This window comes from Streptomyces sp. NPDC048521, from assembly GCF_043199855.1.
GTDB lineage: Bacteria > Actinomycetota > Actinomycetes > Streptomycetales > Streptomycetaceae > Streptomyces.
Genome location: NZ_JBICWR010000012.1, coordinates 63,931 through 84,170 on the forward strand (window position 1 = coordinate 63,931; position 20,240 = coordinate 84,170).

The 20,240-nt window shown below is 73.1% G+C and carries 14 protein-coding genes; 8 read left to right on the forward strand and 6 right to left on the reverse strand.

From position 1 onward, the window contains the following. Positions 1-80: 80 nt before the first annotated feature. Complete coding sequence (locus tag ACGFRF_RS26025) at positions 81-2,324, reverse strand: glycoside hydrolase family 9 protein (protein WP_393743809.1); 2,244 nt, start codon at positions 2,322-2,324, stop codon at positions 81-83. 143 nt (positions 2,325-2,467) lie between these two features. After that, positions 2,468-5,563 (reverse strand): glycoside hydrolase family 2 TIM barrel-domain containing protein, encoded by a 3,096-nt coding sequence (locus ACGFRF_RS26030; RefSeq protein WP_393743811.1) that lies wholly within the window; start codon positions 5,561-5,563, stop codon positions 2,468-2,470. A 262-nt stretch (positions 5,564-5,825) separates the two neighbouring features. Here ACGFRF_RS26030 and ACGFRF_RS26035 point away from each other — a divergent pair, with 262 nt between their 5' ends. Then, positions 5,826-8,207 (forward strand): SpoIIE family protein phosphatase, encoded by a 2,382-nt coding sequence (locus tag ACGFRF_RS26035; RefSeq protein ID WP_393743813.1) that lies wholly within the window; start codon positions 5,826-5,828, stop codon positions 8,205-8,207. Positions 8,208-8,253: 46 nt separating this feature from the next. Here the strand turns inward: ACGFRF_RS26035 and ACGFRF_RS26040 are convergent, their stop codons facing one another. After that, a complete protein-coding gene (locus ACGFRF_RS26040; RefSeq protein WP_393744269.1) occupies positions 8,254-8,784 on the reverse strand; it encodes an RNA polymerase sigma factor in 531 nt (176 codons plus the stop codon). 65 nt (positions 8,785-8,849) lie between these two features. Here ACGFRF_RS26040 and ACGFRF_RS26045 point away from each other — a divergent pair, with 65 nt between their 5' ends. The 5 genes from ACGFRF_RS26045 to ACGFRF_RS26065 all read left to right on the forward strand — a co-directional run bounded on the left by ACGFRF_RS26045 (position 8,850) and on the right by ACGFRF_RS26065 (position 14,397). Beyond that, positions 8,850-10,244: a serine/threonine-protein kinase gene (locus ACGFRF_RS26045; protein WP_393743815.1), complete on the forward strand. Its 1,395-nt coding sequence runs from the start codon at positions 8,850-8,852 to the stop codon at positions 10,242-10,244. A 152-nt stretch (positions 10,245-10,396) separates the two neighbouring features. After that, positions 10,397-11,083 carry a DUF4232 domain-containing protein gene (locus tag ACGFRF_RS26050; RefSeq protein ID WP_393743817.1) on the forward strand — a complete coding sequence of 229 codons (687 nt, stop codon included), beginning with the start codon at positions 10,397-10,399 and terminating at the stop codon, positions 11,081-11,083. Between the two features lie 218 nt (positions 11,084-11,301). Beyond that, positions 11,302-12,543 carry a hypothetical protein gene (locus ACGFRF_RS26055; protein WP_393743819.1) on the forward strand — a complete coding sequence of 414 codons (1,242 nt, stop codon included), beginning with the start codon at positions 11,302-11,304 and terminating at the stop codon, positions 12,541-12,543. 64 nt (positions 12,544-12,607) lie between these two features. Then, a complete protein-coding gene (locus tag ACGFRF_RS26060) occupies positions 12,608-13,861 on the forward strand; it encodes an arsenic transporter (protein WP_393744270.1) in 1,254 nt (417 codons plus the stop codon). Positions 13,862-13,905: 44 nt separating this feature from the next. Then, positions 13,906-14,397, forward strand: coding sequence for a universal stress protein (locus tag ACGFRF_RS26065; protein WP_393743821.1), 492 nt, complete (start codon positions 13,906-13,908; stop codon positions 14,395-14,397). Between the two features lies 1 nt (position 14,398). Here ACGFRF_RS26065 and ACGFRF_RS26070 read toward each other — a convergent pair whose 3' ends face one another. Next, the gene (locus tag ACGFRF_RS26070) at positions 14,399-16,309 is read right to left on the reverse strand and encodes a ricin-type beta-trefoil lectin domain protein (RefSeq protein WP_393743823.1); all 1,911 of its coding nucleotides are present in this window, start codon (positions 16,307-16,309) and stop codon (positions 14,399-14,401) included. A 446-nt stretch (positions 16,310-16,755) separates the two neighbouring features. Continuing rightward, positions 16,756-17,724 carry an aldo/keto reductase gene (locus tag ACGFRF_RS26075; RefSeq protein WP_393743825.1) on the reverse strand — a complete coding sequence of 323 codons (969 nt, stop codon included), beginning with the start codon at positions 17,722-17,724 and terminating at the stop codon, positions 16,756-16,758. Between the two features lie 139 nt (positions 17,725-17,863). Between ACGFRF_RS26075 and ACGFRF_RS26080 the strand changes: the two genes are divergently transcribed. Then, positions 17,864-18,742 (forward strand): endo alpha-1,4 polygalactosaminidase, encoded by an 879-nt coding sequence (locus ACGFRF_RS26080; RefSeq protein ID WP_393743827.1) that lies wholly within the window; start codon positions 17,864-17,866, stop codon positions 18,740-18,742. Positions 18,743-18,841: 99 nt separating this feature from the next. Beyond that, entirely contained in the window at positions 18,842-19,705 is an 864-nt protein-coding gene (locus ACGFRF_RS26085; protein ID WP_393743829.1) for a hypothetical protein, read from the forward strand. On the opposite strand, the gene ACGFRF_RS26090 is transcribed toward ACGFRF_RS26085, so the two are convergent. Next, positions 19,702-20,235, reverse strand: coding sequence for a flavoprotein (locus ACGFRF_RS26090; protein WP_393743831.1), 534 nt, complete (start codon positions 20,233-20,235; stop codon positions 19,702-19,704). The two genes, ACGFRF_RS26085 and ACGFRF_RS26090, sit on opposite strands and share 4 nt — an antisense overlap. Between the last annotated feature and the right edge of the window lie 5 nt (positions 20,236-20,240).

Consider the following 20,240-nt stretch of genomic DNA (forward strand, 5'->3'; position numbering starts at 1 on the left):
CCGCCCGGTCGCCGGCCGGGGCGTGTCGAACCATTCGCGGCGTCGCCCGGGCCCTGCGGACGGGAATGGTCGGACAGGCCTCAGCCCTGGTCGGCGACGAAGGACGCCATCCAGGCGAGGGCCGCGTTCCAGTTGATCGCGGTCTCGTTGGTGGACCAGGACTGGATGTCGTCGATGTAGCAGAACTGGCCCGTGCAGCCCGTCAGCCTGCTCTGCGCATAGGGGTCCTGGATGCTGGAGTTGGCGCCGCCGGCGAGGGTGCCGTCCGGCGGGTCCGGGAGCTTCGGGTCGAGTTCCCGGGCGTACCAACGGCTGTGCTGACGGTGGGAGTTCACCTCGCCGTAGCCGGTGACGTACGAGATGTTGAGGGCGTTTCGGCCGAGGATGTAGTCCATGGCCTCGATCGCCCCGTCGCGGTACGCGGCGGCGCCGGTGAGGTCGTAGGCGGTGGCGATGACGTGCGCGTTGTTCAGTATCTGCGCGTTGGAGCCCCAGTCGTAGCGGGTACCGTCGGGCGCGTAGGACATGCCGTACGGCTGGGAGCGGGCCGTGGCGAGATAGGTGCCGGCGGCCTCGAGCACCGAGCGGCGGACCTGCTCCCGGCCGGGCAGCGCGCTGGGCACGGTGGCGAGGTCGAGGCGGCCGGCCGCCGCCGTGCGGGCCCAGTCGAAGCCGAGCGGCCCGAAGACGTCGGCGGTGTGCACGGGTGAGCTGAGGATGTGGTCGGCGAACTGCCGTTCACCCGTGGTGAGATACAGCTCCGCCGCCGCCCAGTAGAACTCGTCGGTGGCGTCGTCGTCGGGATAGGCACCGCCGCCGGTGCCGTCGTTCGGATCGGGGTACAGCTCGGGGTGCGCCAGCGCGGCCTGCCAGGCCGTGCGCGCGGCAGTGAGGGCCTTGGCCGCGAACGCCCGGTCGTAGGGCCGGTACAGGCGGGCGGCCTGGGCGGCGGTCGCCGCGAGGTTCAAGGTGGCCTGGGTGGTCGGGGCGTGCAGTTCGCGCTTTTGCGGGTCGTCGCTCGGCAGCAACGGCAGCCCGGTCAACTGGGCGTCGTGCACCTTGCTGTGGGCCATGCCGGCCAGCGGCTGCCCGTCCGGCACCTGCATCTTCAGCAGGAACTCCAGCTCCCAGCGGGCCTCGTCCAGGATGTCGGGCACCTTGTTGCCGCTCTCGGGCAGGTCGAGGCTGTCGTCGCCGAGCCGCCGGGGCTCGCCGGTGCGGGCGTGCCGGGCCCGCTCGTAGGTGCTGAGCAGTTCCCAGGTGGCGATGCCGCCGTTGACGACGTACTTGCCGTGGTCACCGGCGTCGTACCAACCGCCGGTCACGTCCAAGGTGTGGTCGCACACGCCCGGTCGGCAGGGAACGTTCGCGTCGCCCTGGTTCGGGGCCGCGTTCACATGCCCGGCGGGCCTGCCGTAGCCGGGGCGCAGGTCGTCGCGGATCGCGATGCCGCTGCGCTGGGTGTAGTAGTACTTCAGCGCGTCCAGGCGGAGCCGTTCGTAGGCCCGCGTCCCGATGTCGAACGGGCGGCTGGTCTCCCCGTCGGCGACGAGCGTGAAGCCCTCGCCCCGGCCCCGGTAGGCGCCGAAGTCGATCGCGTGGACGTTCTGCCCGGAGGAGGCGTCGGTGCCGCGTGGCACGGTCCGGCCCTGGGCGACCGTCACGCCGGCCGCGTTGTTCAGCCGCCAGGGCAACCGGCCGCCGGCGTCGGTGACGAGGGTGGCGTTCTTGGGGCCGGCGGGCAGATAGGCGACCTGGTTGACGCGCACCCGGGGCCCGGTGTCCGGCTCGTACACCTCCGGCGGCACCCCGCCGAGCAGGGACACGTCGTCCAGGCAGAACCGCCAGGGCTCGGCCGCACCGCCGGCCTGGAAGGCGACCTGTGCCTGGCTGGTGTCGACGGGCGAGGTGAAGGTGTAGGAGTAGGCGTCACCGGAGACGGTCAGCTGCGGGCTGACCTCGTACCAGGTGTCGTACGGCTCCGTCTGGAGGCCCACGATCGCGCGCACCACGTGCCCCTCGGGCGCGCCGGACGCCGTGAACGAGAAGCGGTACGACTCCCCCTTCACCAGCGTGATGTCGTTCTGCCCCACGGCCGCGTCCCAGCGGTTGGCGGTGCCGCCCGGCACGTCCGCGCACAGCCGCCCGTCGGACAGCCCCGCGGTGACGTTGCTCGTGGTCCACCACGGTTCGGTGGCGGTGTCGAAGGTGCCGTTCCTGACCTGTTCGACCTCGTCGGCGCCGGCGGGACCGGCCGGCAGCGCGGTGAGGGCCGCCGCCAGCAGGGCGGTGATCGGCAGCATGGCGGTTCTGCGTCGTTGCACGTCTGGGCTCCTCTGCGGGAGGTGCGGGTCGCTCCTCCCGTGGGAGCGCTCCCAGATGCGGACCTCCCCCATGCTTGTGCCCGAGGTGACACCCCGTCAACGGTCCGGACGGGAAGCCGCGGAACGGCTTCCCGTCCGTCCCCTCAGACGTCGAGCCGGCTGATGCGCACCGCTCCCCTCGCCTCGCCCGGGTAGGCGCTCGTCAGCGTCAGCCGCACCCGCGAGCCGCGCACCGCGTCGAAGGTGATGACGGTCGGACCGTCCGACGTGCCGGCCCACTGCGTCCTCGTGCCGGTCACCGGCACGTACGCCCGCCCGTCCCACACCGCCACCTGGGCCTTCGCGGGCAGCGCGTGCGTGGCGTCGACGGTGAAGGAGACCACCACCCGGTCGACGGTCCGGACCCGCCCGAAGTCGACCGACACCCAGTCCTCGGCACGGGCCCCGGTGAAGGCCGGCAGCAGTGCCGTGGCCGACTTGGCGAAGGCGTTGGACCAGCCGGTCGCCGGATCGCCGTCGAGCATGGCGGCGGGCAGGGTGTCCGGGCGGCCGGAGTAACTGGCGTCCGCGTACGGGTACCGCGGCGGAGCCGGGTGGTCGGGCCGGAAGTCGGCGGCGGGGGTGGTGGCGGCCGAGCGGGCCGGTGTGGTGCGCACCCGCACCGAACCGGTACGCAGGCCGTCCACCGTGGCCGTGACCTTCAGTACGCCCGGCTCGGTCCCGGTCCGTACGATCGCCAGGGCCTTGCCGTGGAAGGCGGTCCGGGTGCTCGCCTGGTAGCGTTCGGCGCTCTCCTGACGCCCGTTGTCGACGCCGGCCAGGGAACCGCCGGTCACCGCGAAGGCGATGAGGTGCTCGGCGTCGGGCACGACCACGCCGTGCGCGTCGACGATCTCCGCGGTCACGAAGGCCAGGGAACGCCCGTCGGCGGCGAGGGACGTGCGCTCGGCGGTCAGGCGCACGGCGTGCGCGGCGCCCGCCGTCCGCAGGACGTCGGTGGCGACCACCTTGCCGTCCTTGCGGGCCACCGCCTTCAACTCGCCCGGCTGGTAGGGCACCTTCCACGTCAGGTGCAGCTTGCCCGCGCTGCCGTTGGGGCTGGTGTAACTGCCCGGGTAGGGGCCGTCGGTGAAGGTCTTGTCGTCGCCGGTGGCCTCGGTGGTCTCCAGGTACGTGCGCCCGTCGGTGGTCTTCTTGACGTCGAACTCCCGTGTGCCGAGCGACTTGCCGTTGAGAAACAGCTCGACCGAGGGCACGTTGGCGTACGCCCAGACCTCGACCGTGTCGCCCCGCTCGTGGTTCCAGGTCATCGGCAGCAGATGGACCATGGGCTCGGTCGTCCACTGGCTCCTGAAGAGGTGGTACATGTCCTTCGGGAAGCCGGCCGTGTCGACCGCGCCGAAGAAGGACGCCTTGACCGGGAAGACGTCGTACGGGGTCGGCTCGCCGATGTAGTCGATGCCGGACCACAGGAACTGGCCCGCGAACCACTTCCGGTCCCGGTCCTTCTTGTGCCCGTACTCGCCGCTCATCGTCCACGAGGCGAGGTTGTTGTCGTAGGAGGAGACCTCCCGCCTGCCCGGCGTGTGGTTCTCCCCCGTGTTCAGGTGCTCCGGCTCCTGGTACGTGCCCCGGGTCGAGGTCTCCGAGGAGGACTCCGACTCGAAGAGGAACAGGTGCGGGTACCTGGCGTGCAGGGCGTCGACCGACTTGGCGGTGTTGTAGTTCAGGCCGAGGCCGTCGAGCTTGGCGAGCATGCGGTCGGCCGCGGAGCCGCCGGCGGGCAGGCCGCGGTACCGGTCCGAGCCGATGACCAGCGGCCGGGTGTCGTCCGCGGCCTTGATCGCGCCGATGATCCGGTCGGCCATCGCGAGGCCCGCCGTGGACGTGGAGTCGGGGATCTCGTTGCCGATGGACCACAGGACCACCGCGGGCGAGTTGCGGGCGGCCAGCACCATCTCCGTGGCGTCCTTCTCGCACCATTCGTCGAAGAACCGGCCGTAGTCGTACCTGGTCTTGCCGGTCCGCCAGCAGTCGAAGGCCTCCACCATCATCACGATGCCCAGTTCCTCGCAGACCTGGATCATCTGCGGCGAGGGCGGGTTGTGCGAGGTGCGCAGGGCGTTGACGCCCATCGACTTCATGATCCGCATCTGCCGGCGGACGGCGTCGATGCTGATCGCCGCGCCGAGGGCGCCCTGGTCGTGGTGGAGGTCGACGCCCTTGATCTTGTGGTGGGTGCCGTTGAGGAAGAAGCCCTCGTCGGGGTCGAAGCGGTAGGTGCGGATGCCGAACGTGGTGCGGTAGGTGTCGGTGGTGCGGCCGGCGACGCGCACCTCGGTGTGCAGGGTGTAGCGGTGCCCGGGGGTCGTGAAGTCCCACAGGTGGGGCATGCCGACGGTCAGTTCGTGGGTCTCGGCGGACTCGTCGGAGACGACGACCGTGCTGGACGTGCGGGCGGCCGTGCGTCCGTCGGGGCCGGTGATCCGGGACACCACCTGCACGTCGGTGCCGGTGCCGGACTCGTTGCGCACCAGGGTCCGCACCCGCACGAGGGCACGGTCGGCGGAGACCTCCGGGGTGGTGACGTAGGTGCCCCAGCGGGCCACGTGCACCGGCTCGGTGATCACCAGCCGGGCCTCGCGGTAGATGCCGCTGCCGGAGTACCAGCGGCTGCTCGGCAGCTGGTTCTGGACCTTGACCGCGAGCACGTTGGGCGTGGTGCCGTCGGTGTGCACCAGGCCGGTCAGGTCGAGGGCGAAGCCGGTGTAGCCGTAGGGGTGGCGGCCCACCTCGGTGCCGTTGCAGTAGACGTACGAGTCCATGTAGACGCCGTCGAACTCCACCGAGATCCGCTTGCCGGCGAATGCGGGCGGGAGGGTGAAGGCGAGCCGGTACCAGCCGAGGCCGCCCGGGAAGAAGCCGGTGCCGCTGGTGGTGCCGTGGTCGGTGGTCGGGGTCTGCTCGATGCTCCAGTCGTGCGGGACCGCGACCTCCCGCCAGGCGGAGTCGTCGTAGCCGGGGGCGGCCGCATCGGCATGGGCGCCGGTCGGGTCCGTGATGCCGCCCGGGTCGGCCAGTGAGAAGCGCCAGCCGTCGCGCAGCGGCACGGTGTGGCGCCCCCCGGCGCCGGAGGAGTCGGCGGCGAGGGCGGCCGGAGCCGCCGGAATACTCAGCAGCGCTCCGCTCGCGGGCGTTGCCGTGGCTGCGACCAGAAGCGATCTACGCGTGACCGTCAAGGCGGCTCTCCCTCATCAGGGCCCATAACTGCTCACAACTGAACGTGGCCGAACAGATTCTGACGCCGTAACACACACGATCGTCAAGGGTCCGGAACCCGCGGAGATCCGGTCGGCACATCGGCCGGTTCTGCGCTTGCCCCGGTCCGTCCCACCGGCCGAGTGGCCGGGGGTCGCGGTTCACGGAAGTGCGGGAAGCACTAGGCTGGAACAGAAGTGATGCCACCTGTTCACTGTGAGTGTGCGCTTGGGAGCGGCAACGATGAGCCGGGTCTATCCGTTCGACGAAGCGGCGACGGCCCGGGCTGTCATCGATGACGACGGAACACTGGTGGAGTGGAACGAGGGCGCACGGCGCCTGCTCGGCCACCCCGCGGACGCCGTCCTGGGCCGGCCCGCCACCGAATTGCTGGCCGGGGGGCGTGCCCTCGCCCTGCCCAGGGGTGCCCGCTGGGAAGGGACCGTCGGACTGCGCCACCGGGACGGCCGTACCGTCTCGGTGTGGCTGCTCGCCCATCGTCTGCCGCCGCACGACCGGCACCCGGGCGACTGGCTGGTGGTCACCCCGCTGACGGGCGCCGAGCAGCCGGCCACGGGCGATCCGCTCGCCGGGGCGGGCCTGATGCAGTCGCCGTGCGCGGTCGCGGTGTACGACGAGGAGCTGCGGCTGCGCCACATGAACGACGCGATGGCCCGCGTCATCGGCCTGCCGCAGGAGCGGGTCCGAGGGCTGCGGCCCTCGGAGATCGGCGGCCGGCCGCAGGGCGAGGAGCTGGAACAGGCCATGCTCGGGGTACTGACCTCGGGCTCGCCCCTGGACCTGAAGCCCTTGATGCGCACCGACGGCCAGGACCGGGCGCACGCCTGGCTCGCCCGGATGGCACCGGTCCGGGACCCGGAGGGCCGGGTGCGGGGCGTGTGCCTGGCCACGCACGACATCACCGACAACTACCAGGCCCGCCAGCGGCTGCAACTGGTCAACGAGGCGAGCGTCCGCATCGGCACCACCCTCGACGTGACCCGCACGGCACAGGAGCTGGCGCAGATGTGCGTGCCCGCGCTCGCCGACTTCATCACCGTCGATCTGCTGGACCCCGAGGACTACGGCGGTGAACCCCCGGCACGCATCACGGCGCCGGTCACCCTGCGGCGGGCCGCCCACTGGTCGGTCCTCGAGGGCGTGCCGGAGGCGGTGATGAAGCCGGGGCAGACCGAGCAGTTCCCGGCCGGCTCCCCGCAGGCCGACTCGCTCACCGCGGGCCACCCGATCATCACCTCCAGGGCCGCGGGCGACATGGCCCGGTGGGCGACCTGGAACACCGAGCGCGCCGAACGGGTGCGCACCTTCGGCATCCACTCCTCGATGTCGGTGCCCATCCGGGCCCGCGGGCTCACCCTGGGCGTGGCGGTCTTCACCCGGCACCGGCGCCCGGACGGGTTCACCGCGGACGACAGACTGCTGGCCGAGGAGATCACCACACGCGCCGCCGTCTGCATCGACAACGCCCGCCGCTACTCGCGCGAGCGCGAGACCGCCCTCGCCCTCCAGCGCAGCCTGCTGCCCCGCAACCTCCCGCGCACGGCCGCGCTGCAGGCGTCCTCCCGGTATCTGCCCGCCGCGCGGGCCGGGGTGGGCGGGGACTGGTTCGACGTGATCCCGCTGTCCGGGATGCGGGTCGCGATGGTCGTCGGGGACGTCGTCGGGCACGGCATCCAGGCATCGGCCACCATGGGCCGGCTGCGCACCGCCGTACGCACCCTCGCCGACATCGACCTGGCCCCGGACGAACTGCTCACCCACCTGGACGACCTGGTGCTGCGGCTGTCGGACGAGTCCGGCGGCGACGGCAGCCCCGGCGAGGTCGGCGCGACCTGCCTGTACGCCGTCTACGACCCGGTGTCACGGCGCTGCACGCTGGCCCGCGCCGGGCATCCGCCGCCCGTGCTGATGCGGCCGGGCGGCCGGCCGCACCTGCTGGACCTGCCCGCCGGACCCCCGCTGGGCCTCGGCGGGCTGCCGTTCGAGTCCGCCGAGGTGGACCTGCCCGAGGGCACCGTCGTCGCCTTGTACACGGACGGCCTGGTGGTGTCCCGGGACCGGGACGGGGACGCCGGCCGTGAGCTGCTGTACCAGGCGCTCGGGGAGTACGCGGGCTCCCTGGACGAGACCTGCGATCACGTCCTGCACGCCCTGCTGCCCCACGGCGGCGCCGCCGACGACGTGGCGCTGCTGCTCGCCCGCACTCAGGGCCTGCCCGCCTCGCAGGTGTCGACCTGGGACATCCCCGCCGACCCGGCGCTGGTCGCGCCGATCCGCAAGCAGGTCGTGGAGCAGCTGGGCGCCTGGGAGCTGAGCGGGGCCGCGTTCACGGCGGAACTGGTGGTCAGCGAGCTGGTCACCAACGCCATCCGGTACGGCTCCCGCCCGATCCGGCTGCGGCTGATCCATGACGCGACCACGCTGATCTGCGAGGTCTCCGACACCAGCCACACCGCCCCGCACCTGCGCCGGGCCAAGACCTTCGACGAGGGCGGCCGGGGTCTGCTGCTGGTCGCCCAGCTCACCCAGCGGTGGGGCAGCCGGCACACCCCGGAGGGCAAGACGATCTGGGCGGAGCTGCCCCTGTACGAGGAGGGCCTGTAGGCCTCGCGAAGGGGATCTGCGGGCCTGCGGGGAGGACCCGCGGGCCTCAGGAGGCGGTCAGCCAGGGCCGTACCTGCTTGCGGGCCTCGTGCAGGCGGGACTTGAGGGTGCCGAGCGGGATGCCGACGCGCTCGGCGACCTCGGCGTACTCCAGCTGGCAGATGTCCCGGTAGACCAGCGGCGCGACCAGGTGCGGATGCTCCCGCTCCAGCCGGTCCAGCGCCTCCAGGAGGTCCACCCGGGAGCCGGCGATGACACTGGTGGTGCGCGGGTCGACGGCGTGGGAGGGCTCGATGGCGGCGGGCTGTTCGGCGGCCCGCCGTTTCAGCTCCCGGTACTTCTGCCGGCAGCAGTTGGCGACCACCGTGTACAGCCAGGTGCCGAAGCGGCTGCGGCCCTCGAAGGCGGAGATGTGCCGGGCCACCTGGAGCAGCACGTCCTGGGCGGCCTCCTCGGCGTCCTCCCGGCAGGGCAGGAAGCGGGCGCAGCGGCGCACGACCTCGGGCCGGATCTCGGTCAGGAGCCGGTCCAGGGCCATGCTGTCGCCGGCGGCGGCACGCCGGGCGAGGTCGTCCATCGGCGCCTGGTCCTGCACGGAAGGGCCCACCTCTCAGTCGATCTCAGGCCAGGCATGATAGTCGTATGCACTCCCTGGAGCGGATCGGCCGCTACCGCCTCGAACGGCCGCTGGGCACCGGCGCCTTCGCCACGGTGTGGCTCGCCCACGATCCCGAGCTTCAGGCCCCCGTCGCGGTGAAGGTCCTCGCCGAGAACTGGGCGCACCGGCTCGACATCAGGGAGCGCTTCCTGTCCGAGGCGCGGCTGCTGCGCCGGGCCGGTTCGGGCCGGGTGGTGCAGGTCTACGACATCGGTGAACTCCCCGACGGCAGGCCGTACTTCGTGATGCAGTACGCGGACGGCGGCACTCTCGCCGATCTGCTGGCCGACGGGCCGCTGCCGGTGCGGGAGGCGCTGGCGCTTTCGGCCGAGGCCGCGCGCGGCGCCGCCGCGCTGCACGAGGCGGGCATCGTGCACCGCGACATCAAGCCGACCAACGTGCTGCTGCACACCGCCCCGGACGGCACCCGGCGGGTGCTGCTGGCCGACCTGGGCCTGGCGAAGAGCCTCGCGCAGGCCTCCGTGCTGACCCTGGCGGCGGGCTCGGCGGGCTACCAGCCGCCGGAGCAGGCCGAACCCGGTGAGGGAATCGACGAGCGGGCCGACGTCTACAGCCTGGGCGCGGTCGGCTACGAGCTGGTCACCGGGAGCGTCCCGGGCCCGCCGGGCAGGGTCGTACCGCCGGGGCGGCTGCGGCCGGATCTCGGCGAGGACGTGGAGCGGGCGCTGCTGCGTGCGCTGGAGCCGGACCGGGCGCGGCGCTGGCCCGGCGCGCAGGCGTTCGCGCACGAGCTGGACCGGCTGGCCGCCGGTCCGCCGGCCGTGCGGTCCGCGCGGCGGCTGGACAGGGTGCGCGGCCGGCTCGACACCGTGACACTGGCGCTCGCCGCGGTCCTCGCGGCCACGGCCGCCGCGGTGACGGTGACCGTGGTGATCCACCGCGACGGCGGCACACCGGACGAGACGCGGATCACCGACACCACCGGCCGGGTGGTCCTCCAGGTGCCCGCCGGCTGGGGCCGTGAGCTGCGCGGCTCCGGCTGGGACCCGCATGCTCTCGGGCTGAGGACGGGGCACGAGCCGGGCCTGGTGGTGGCCGACGACCTGGCGCGCTGGCCCGATCTGAAGGCGGGCGTGGACGGTGTGTTCGTCGGGGTCAGCGAGCACGGCGACGTCACCGCGCGGGTCGAGGCCCTCACGCACTCCGGCTGCCGCCACTCCGGCAGCCGCAGCTTCGCCGACGCCGACTGGCACGGGCTCGTCCGGGCCTGGAGCGGCTGCCCGGACGGCGGCTCGGTCACGGAGACCGCGCTGGCCCCGGCGGGCGGCGCCGCCCAGCCGCAGGTGTACGTGCAGGTGCGCCAGCGTGGTGCCGGTGACGCCACCGACCGCATCCTCCGTTCGCTGCGGGTGTCGTGAGCAGTGCGGGCGGCGGGTCAAAGTGGGGAAAAGAACCCTGAGTGTCCCGAACTTTTCCGGCGTCCGGCGCATCGGAGTGTCATGACGGCGCACCCGGCGCCGCAGGCACGCGGTGGGTCGCGTGCCCCGAAGATCCAGGAGTGTTGAGCGACATGGTGTACACCCCCCGGTCCGCGCGGCACGGGGCCCTGCTCGCGGGCACGGTCGCCGTGCTGGGCCTTCTGACCGCCTGCGGCAACGGCCAGGACGTCCACAGCAACCCACCGACGACGGTGTCCGGTACGGCCGCGCCCGCGACGGACACCGCGAAGAACCCCACGTCCGCCCCGTCCACCGAGGCCTCCGCCGGCACCGGCGCCGCCTCCTCCACCGCCCCGCGGGCGACGGCGTCCTCGGGCGGCGGGACGACCCCGGCCGCCGGTTCCCGGTGCCACACCTCCGAGCTGCGCGCCTCGGTGGGCCGCAACGACCCGGGCGCCGGCCAGGAGAACTTCCCCGTCGTCCTCACCAACGGCTCCGCCCGGACCTGCACCCTGCGCGGCTATCCGGGCGCGGCCTTCGTGAACGGCTCCGGCACCCAGCTGGGCCCCGATCCCAAGCGTGAGCCGGGCTCACCGGCGACGGTCACCCTCAAGCCCGGGCAGAGCGCCTGGGCCGGTCTGACCTTCTCCAACCCGCAGATCAGCGGCGCCGAGACGGCCGCACCGGCCGCGCTGCTGGTCACCCCGCCGGACGAGCGTGACCACCTGACGGTGGCGTGGGCGGGCGGAGCGGTGCCCGTCTCCGGGAACTCCTCGTCCGTCTCCCTGACGGTGCTCAGCCCGGGCACCGGTCCCTGACCCAGCGGACAACCACCGACCTGACACACCTCCGGACCCCCGAGAACCCCGCTGTCCCGCTCCGGCAGCGGGGTTCGTCGTGATCGCGCCACAACTGTCACAGGAGGGCAACAGGCGCCGCCGGCCGCGATCTTTCCTCCGACCCCCGTCATCGAACCCGTCGACCGCACGGCGAACAGGCCCCGCACGGGGGCCGTGACGAGGAAATCGGGGAGACGATGAGCGGGATCTCACGCAGGCGGATACTGACGGCGGGCGCGGCGGCGGGCGCCCTGGGCGCACTGTCCGCCTGCTCCTCCGGCACCGGCCTCGAGGTCGGCGGACCGGACCCGGCGCACGGCGAGGGCACCGCGCAGGCCCGGCCGGTGAAGCCGATCGGCGACGGCTCCACCGCCGACACCGGCGCCCAGCCGCACCAGCCGGAGCCGACCCGGCTGCGGCCGGGGCAGAAGCCCCCGCAGTTCGTGGTGTTCTCGTGGGACGGCGCGGGCGAGTTGAGCAACCGGCTCTTCTCCCGGTTCCGCAAGGTGGCCGCCGACCACGGCGCCAAGATGACCTTCTTCCTCAGCGGCATCTACACACTGCCCGAGTCCAAGAAGCACCTGTACCGCCCGCCGCAGCACCCGGTCGGCGCGTCCGCGATCGGCTACCTCGCCGACCGGCACATCCACGCCACGCTCCAGCAGGTGCGCGGGGCCTGGCTCGAGGGCCATGAGATCGGCACCCACTTCAACGGGCACTTCTGCGGCGCGACCGGCGTGCGCAACTGGTCCCCGGCCGAGTGGCGCAGCGAGATCGAGCAGGCGGTGGACTTCGTCACCCGGTGGAAGACCAACACCGGCTTCACCGACCTCGAACCGCTCCCCTTCGACTACCGCAAGGAGCTGATCGGCGGCCGCACCCCGTGCCTGGAGGGCCAGGCAGGCCTGCTGCCCACCGCCGCCGCGCTCGGCTGGAAGTACGACGCCAGTTCCCCCGGCGGCCTGCAGATCTGGCCGGGCAAGGTGCAGGGCGGCCGGATCTGGGACTTCCCGCTGCAGTCCATACCGCTTTCCGGCCACTCCTTCCAGGTGCTGTCGATGGACTACAACCTGATGTTCAACCAGTCGGGCGGGAACCCGCTCGGCGACCGTGCGCAGTACGACGCCTGGCGCGCGCAGGCCCGGGACACCTATCTGGCCGGGTTCCGCCGCGCCTATGAGAGCAACCGCGCTCCCTTCTTCGTCGGCAACCACTTCGAGCGCTGGAACGGCGGCATCTACATGGACGCCGTCGAGGAGGCGATCGGAAAGATGGCCCGTCACGACGACGTACGGTTCGTGTCCTTCAAGCAACTCGTGGCCTGGCTGGAGGCGCAGGACCCGGCGGTGCTGCGCAAGCTGCGCACGCTCACGCCCGGGCAGTCCCCGGTGGGCGGCTGGGACGAGTTCCTGGGCGCGGCGGGGGCCCGGTCTTCGTAAGGCCCTGGCCATCGTCTGTTTTCATGGTCGCGCACCGCCGTGATCCATCCCGGAAGGACCCGCCCTGAACACCCCGCTCGCCGAGGCCCTGTCCGCCGTCCTGCTCGTCGCCGTGCTCGCCTGGGCCGTGGTGCGGCCCTTCGGATGGCCGGAGGCGGTGATGGCCGTCCCCGCCGCCGGGATCGCGGTCGCGACCGGCGCGATCTCGCTCGACCACGCCCGTGCCGAGGCGGAGCGGCTCGGGCCGGTCGTCGGGTTCCTGGCGGCCGTGCTGGTGCTCGCCCACTTCTGTGACGTGGAAGGGCTGTTCCAGGCCTGCGGGGCGTGGACGGCCCGCTGGGCGGCGGGGCGCCCGGTGCGGCTGCTGACGGCGGTCTTCGCGCTGGCGTCGGCCATCACCGCCGTGCTCAGCCTGGACGCCACGATCGTGCTGCTCACCCCGGTGGTGTTCGCCACGGCCGCGCGGACGGGCGTACGGCCCAAGCCGCACGTGTACGCGTGCACGCATCTGTCGAACACCGCGTCGCTGCTGCTGCCGGTGTCCAATCTGACGAACCTGCTCGCGTTCGCGGCGAGTGGGCTGAGCTTCACCCGGTTCGCGGCGCTGATGGCACTGCCGTGGCTGGTGGCGATCGGCGCCGAGTACGTGGTGTTCCGGCGGTTCTTCGCCCGTGACCTCGCGGCGGCGGCCCCGGCGGGCAGGGACCCCGGCGAGACTTTGCGCCTGCCCCTGTTCGCTCTGGTGACCGTCGCCTGCACGCTGGCCGGGTTCGTGGTGGCGTCGGCGTTCGGCGTGGAGCCCGCCTGGGTGGCCGCGGCGGGCGCGCTGGTGCTCGCCGGGCGGGCGCTGCTGCGGCGGAAGGCGACCCCGCTGACCGTCGTACGGGCGGCCGCCCCGGCCTTTCTCGCGTTCGTCCTGGCGCTCGGCATCGTGGTGCGGGCGGTCGTCGACAACGGGCTCGCCGACGCGCTCTCCCACGTCCTGCCGGACGGCACCGGGCTGCCCGCGCTGCTCGGGATCGCCGCGCTGGCCGCAGTCCTGGCGAACCTCATCAACAACCTGCCCGCGGTGCTGGTGCTGCTGCCGCTGACCGCGCCGACCGGGCCGGGCGCGGTCCTGGCGGTGCTGCTCGGTGTGAACATCGGCCCCAATCTGACCTACGCCGGGTCGCTGGCCACGCTGCTGTGGCGGCGGATCGTGCACCAGCACGAGCACGAGGTGGACCTCCGGGAGTTCACCCGGCTCGGTCTGATCGCCGTGCCGTCCTCCCTCGCCGTCGCGGTGGTGGCACTGTGGGGATCGCTGCAGGTTCTCTGAGGGCTCCGCGAGGGCCCTTTCACCGACCGAGGGAGGCCGTCCGGATGCGTGTGATCGCCTGGCTCGTCGAGGGCACCTGGCCCGCGTGCGTGGACGCCGTGCGCAGGCATGCGCCGGAGTCCGCCACGGTGGTGCTGCTGCACGTCAGCAGTCCCGACGTGCCCGGTGTCGCGCACGGCGCGTTCGCAGGGCTGCTCGGGCGGGGGCACCCGGAGCGTGACCCGGGCGACCGTCTCGAGGCGCTCGGCGGGAGTTCGGCGGCCGAACTGCTCGACGCGGCGGTGCGGCGGCTCGGCCGGCCCTGTGCGCGCGAGGAGCGGTCGGGCCGGGTCGAGCGGGAGGTGGTGGCCGCCGCCGAGGGGGCCGATCTGCTGGTGCTGGCCCGGGACGGGGACCGGTCGCGGCTCGGGCCGCACAGCCTCGGCCCGGCCGTGCGGTTCGCCGTCGACCACGCGCCCTGCCCGGTGCTGCTGGTGTGGCCGGAACCGGCCCCGGGGCTGGGGACGATCCCGCCCGCGCCGCTACACCCTCGCTGAGTCATCGGTGGTGGCGCCCGCCGCCTCCGTAGCCGCCGCAGTAGTACGGGTACGCGGAGCAGAAATCGACGGGGGCGGACGGTGTGGCTGACGGGCCCGACCTGGTCGCCGCGGGGGTGGGAGCCGGCGGAGGGGTCGTCCTGGAGGCCGTGGGGGTGGGCGTCTTGCGGGGGGCCGTGGATCGTGCGGTGGCCGCCGGCGAAGGGGCGCTGTCGCTGCCCCAGTTGACGTTCTGCATCTCCAGGTCGGGTTGGGCGGTGTCGACGGACCAGCGCTGGGCGGCGCCGGCGGCACGGGTCTTGAGGACCAGTGCGCCGGAGCCGTCGGTGGCGGCGGGAGTGAGGGCCAGCTCCTGGTTCCAGCGGGGTACGAGGGCGCCCTGGAGCGTGAAGTCGTAGCGGATGTTCCTGGCGGCCCTGCCGGTGGCCGAACAGGGGGTGAGGCGGACCGAGTAGCCGAGGTGGGAGTCCAGGCACAGACCGGGGGCGGCGTTGTTGCGCAGGAGTCCGTCGGTCTCGTACGTCCACTGCCGGCTCGGGGCCGCGGAGCATCCGGTGAGTTCGGTCTCGGCCCCCTCGACGGCCTCCTCGCCGACGACACCGACGCACAGGCCCGAGGCGAGGTTGCGCAGCCGGCCGTGCAGGGCGCCCTGGCCGGCACCGCTCGCACCGGCCCAGGACGCGCCCGGGGAGGCGGAGTCCTTGCCCGGCGCCCGGGAGGAGGTGCCACCGGGGCCGGAGGCCGGGGTCCCGCCGGAGCCGAGCACCGACCACAGCACCAGGGGCAGCACGACCAGACCGCTGACGGTGACGACGGCCAGCGCGAGATGGCGACGCCGGGCACGCCGCGCGGCACGGCGCCCGGAACGACTGGGGGCGGCGGAATCGGCACGGCGCCCGGAACGGCCGGGGCCGGCCGCCTCGGCACGGCGCGCGGAACCACGCGAGACGGGGGGTTCTGCGTGGCGCGCGGAGCGGCCGGAGGCGGCGGGGCCGACCGGGCCGGTGGGGTGGGTCGGGTCAGTGGGGCCGTCCGGGGCTTGGGCTTCGGTGAAGGCCTCGCCGGCCGGGGGTGCGACGGCGGCGGGGGCCGGGGCCGGTTCGGCGGGCGTCTCGGCGCGGCTCGCCCGGGACTCCGCATAGGCGCGGGCCCCCCAGCCGAGCACCGCCTCGGCGAGCGCGAGCCCGAGGCCCGCGTCGAACTGGGCGAGTTGGTCGGCGGTCCGGCTGCAGTGCGGGCAGCGGGCCAGGTGACCGCGCAGGTCCGGGTCGATGTCGAGGCCGCCGCGCCGGAAGGTCACGTCGAGCATGCGCAGATAGCTCCGGCACTCGGCCTCGGGGGCGAGTTCGCGGTGCACCTGGAGGCATTCCTCGCGCAGCCGTTCGCGGCCCCGGCGCAGTTCGACGCGAACGTCCTCCTCCTCCAGGTCGAGGAGAGCGGCGGGCACCGAGAGGGGTTCGGCCTCGACCTGTGTGTGCCACAGGACCGCGCGGGAGATCTGAGGCACCCGCTGGAACGCGCGGGACAGCAGCCGCCGGCCGGGGGGCGGCAGCAGCCGGGCGGTGGCGCGCTCGCCGGTGCCGCCGCCCGATCGCAGCGCCGGGTGGAGGAGTTCCTGGCGGCCGTCGGTGTCCCACTCGGCCGCGATCCGGCGGACGGCGACAAGGACGTGGGGACGCCAGGCGGCGCCAGGACCGCTCTGCCGGAGCGATTCGCCGAAGAGCCGGGTGAAGGCGGCCGTGGTGAGCATGCCGGCGGCGCGCGGGCCGTCGGTGCAGAGCCGGGCGTAGGCGAAGGCCGCCTCCCAGTGCCGGTCGAGGAGTTCGCCGACGGGGTGGAGCGCGGGTGTCGTGCCGTTCCACTTCTTCAGTTCGGCACTCAGCTGCTCGTCCGACGGGCCTGCCTCATGCACGGCTGCATTCCTCCAGACGTGATACGGAATAAGTCCGTACCAATGGGTAGGGGAGGTCGTTGGGCAGCTCGAACGTCCACCTGAGGCGGCTCTTGTGAAGCGTGGGGGGTGTACGGGGAGCAGCCTGGCGCTTACCGCGGGAATTTGTTTTGCGACGGTGCGCCGACAGCGCACACTTTTACACAGTCCCGCACGCGGTAACAAGAGATCTCTCGATTATCGACAGGGGGCGGGAAGCGGATTTCCCTATTGACGCAACGTCAATGGAATCCCTTTGCCGATCGCGACCCGCTGCGCCGGTATCCGCGGGTGACGCGACCGCGCGAATTCAGCGGCGTGGCAGGGGAGTTCCCGCTGGACGCCCGGTCACGGTCGTGATGCCGGAGAGCGAGGGGGTCCGGTTCCGTGCGGCGCGCAGTGCGCGCCGCACGGACCCCATGGACCGGTCAGTGGCCGCTGACGCCCCGCGGGGTGTAGGGCTGTTCCAGTTCCTCGATCTCCTTGTCGCTCAGCTGGAGTTCGACGGCGGCCACCGCGTCCTTGAGGTGCTGCGGCTTGGCGGCGCCGACGATGGGTGCCGCCACCGTGTCCTGGTGCAACAGCCAGGCGAGGGCCACCTGTGCGCGGGGCACACCGCGGTCGTTCGCGATCCGGGTGACGGCCTCGACGATCGCGCGGTCGCTGTCCAGGTACAGGCGGCTGCCGAAGTCGTCGGCGGAGCTGCGCTCGGTGACCGTGCCCCAGTCGCGGGTCAGCCGGCCGCGGGCGAGCGGGCTCCAGGGCAGCACGCCCACGCCCTGGTCGGCGCAGAGCGGCAGCATCTCCCGCTCCTCCTCGCGGTAGAGCAGGTTGTAGTGGTTCTGCATGGACACGAACTTCGTCCAGCCGTGCCGCTCGGCGGTGTACTGCGCCTTGGAGAACTCCCACGCGTACATCGAACTCGCCCCGATGTAGCGGACCTTGCCCGCCTTGACCAGATCGTGCAGCGCCTCCATCGTCTCCTCGACCGGAGTCGCGTGGTCGTAGCGGTGGATCTGGTAGAGGTCGACGTAATCCGTGCCGAGCCGGCGCAGGCTGTGGTCGATCTCGCTCATGACGGCCTTGCGGGACAGTCCGCCGCCGTTGGGGCCCGGCCGCATCCGCCCGTGCACCTTGGTGGCCAGCACGATCTCGTCGCGGTTCGCGAAGTCGCGCAGGGCCTTGCCGACTATCTCCTCGCTGGTGCCGTCGGAGTAGACGTTGGCGGTGTCGAAGAAGTTGATGCCTGCCTCCAGCGCCTGCCGGATCAGCGGGCGGGAGGCGTCCTCGTCGAGGGTCCATGCGTGCGTGCCGCGGTCCGGCAGCCCGTAGGTCATGCAGCCCAGACAGATCCGCGAGACGTCCAGGCCCGTAGAACCGAGCTTCACGTACTGCATCGTTGCTGCTCCTGCCTTCGGGAGGGTGGTCACCGCCGAGCCTACGACGTGGCCCGGCGCCGACTTGACGGTGTGAGCGTGCGGGCGATTCGATCCTGGCAGGCGCCGCGCCGCCCGGCGTGGGCAGGATGGAGCGGACGTGCCCCTGAAGGGTGTCTTGCGCGCCGCGGGCCGCCGGAGGGCCCCAGGCGCCTTGTCGGCGGCTCTGATCGTGGCCGTGTCGGCACTGGCCGGCTGCGGCTCCGGGAGCGAGGGGCAGGGCGGTTCACCGAAGCCCGCCACGGTGCGGCTGCCGCCGCTGAACGCCGGGTTCGACTATCAGATCGGCGGCGCCTACCCCCCGCCGAAGGGCGTGCGGATCGTCAGCCGCGACCGCTCCGACTCCCCCGCACCGGGCCTCTACAACATCTGCTACGTCAACGCCTTCCAGGCCCAGCCCGCCGAGCGCTCCTCCTGGCCGCCCGACCTGCTGCTGCGCGACGCACACGGCGAGGTCGTCGTCGACGAGGACTGGAACGAGCCGCTGCTCGACCTGCGCACCCCGGCCAAGCGGGAGCGGGTGGCGCGGCGGGTGAACCGGTGGATCGACGGCTGCGCGAAGAAGGGCTTCGACGCCGTCGAGCCGGACAACTACGACAGCTACACCCGTTCCCGCCATCTGCTCACCGCCGCGGACGCGACCTCGTTCATGGTCCTGCTCTCCCGGCACGCGCACGCCCGGCACCTGGCCATCGGGCAGAAGAACACCGCCGAACTGGCCGGCCGGAGACGGCGGACCGGGCTGGACTTCGCGGTGGCGGAGGAGTGCGGGCAGTACCACGAGTGCGGGGTGTACGCGCAGGCGTTCGACGACCGCGTGGTGGACATCGAGTACACCGACGGCGGGCTGCGCTCGGCCCTCGCCCACTGGGGCGAGCGGCTGAGCATCGTCCGCCGCGACCGGGCCGTCTCCACACCGGGCAGCGCGGGCTACGTCCGCGAGGTGCGCGAGGACGTACGGGTTGCTGCCCCCAGGTGACCGTGCGGCGTGGGAGCCGACGGACGGTTCCACAGTCGGCTCATCCTCGGCGCAGACGACCGGCGTCCGGCCGGTCGCGGCCGCCCGGGAGGAAACGCGGTGCCGACACGTCCCACCACTCTCAGAGCCCTGGCCGGGGCGGCGCTGCTGTCCCTGGCCCTTGTCACCCCCGCCTGGGGAGGGTCCGCGGCGGAACCCGAGGGCCCGGCGACGCTGTGCTCGGTCGCCGGCACGCTGCGCGGCGAGCACGGCCAGCATGCCGTGGTCAGCCTGTGCGCGGCGGGCGGCAGCCCGCAACTGACCGTCTCGGCCGCGGCGACCTGCCGGCGGGCCGGCGTCCGGGTCCGGTACACCTGTCGCACCGACGGCACGTGGACGGCCCGGCGGGCCGGCAAGACGCTGGCCACCGGGACACTGTCCGGCTCGCGCGAGTACCCGGGCCCCGGGACGTACGACATCACCGCCACCGTGCGGGTGCGGTCGGTGCCCGCCGGGGTCGACCTGACGGGCACGGTGCAGGCCACGCTGTCGCTGACCGCACCCCGGGCGAAGGCCACGCACGCCATCACGGTCGACCGCACGACGCTGCGCCGGAACGCCACCACCACGCTGACCTACACCATCCGCCGCGACAGTGACGACGGCGACGGCAACGCGCGGTTCGGGCTCGTCGGCGAGGACGGCACGGGCGTACGGATCGCCACGGCCGACGCCCGCTGCGGCAACCCGCTCGTCGGCAGGTACCCGGCGAAGACCCGCCTGCCGCACTCCCTGGACTGCGCGCTGACCGCACTGCAGCCCGGTCACCCGGAGAAGGTGAAGGTCCGCGTCACCGTCGGCGCGACCTGCTCCACCGTGGTCTCCAAGCTCGGCTACTGGCTGCCCAAGGGCCAGGACGTGTACACCGGCGGCATGCTGGCGGGTCCGACGCTGACCTGCCGCCAGGACGGCCAGGCCGGCTAGGACCGCTCCAGCAGGTCCAGCGCGCGCTCCCAGGCGAACCCCGGCCGGCTTCCGTCCGGTCGGGGTTCGCCGGTGTACGGGGAGCCGAAGCGGACGCCCATGCCGCGCAGCCGTACCAGGCTGTCCTGGTAGGCGGGGTGAGCGGCCAGCGCGTCGGCCACGCAGGGCAGGACGGCGATGGGCACGCCCAGCCCGGCGGCCTCGCACAGGGTACTGACGGCGAGCGTGTCGGCGAGGCCCGCCGCCCATTTGTTGAGGGTGTTGAAGGTGGCGGGTGCCACCACGACGGCGTCCGGCGGCGGGAACGGGCGGGGGGCGGCCGGGGAACGCCACGCCGACCGGACGGGCCGGCCCGTCTGCGCCGCGACGGCCTCGGCGTCGAAGAACCCGCCCATCGCGACCGGTGTGGCGATGACTCCGGCCTCCCAGCCCCGGTCCTGGGCGGCCGTGATCAGCCGGGGCACGTCGGCGGCGATTCCGGCCGCGCAGACGACGACGTACAGGAACGGCTTCGCCACGTGTTCGGTCATCCGGG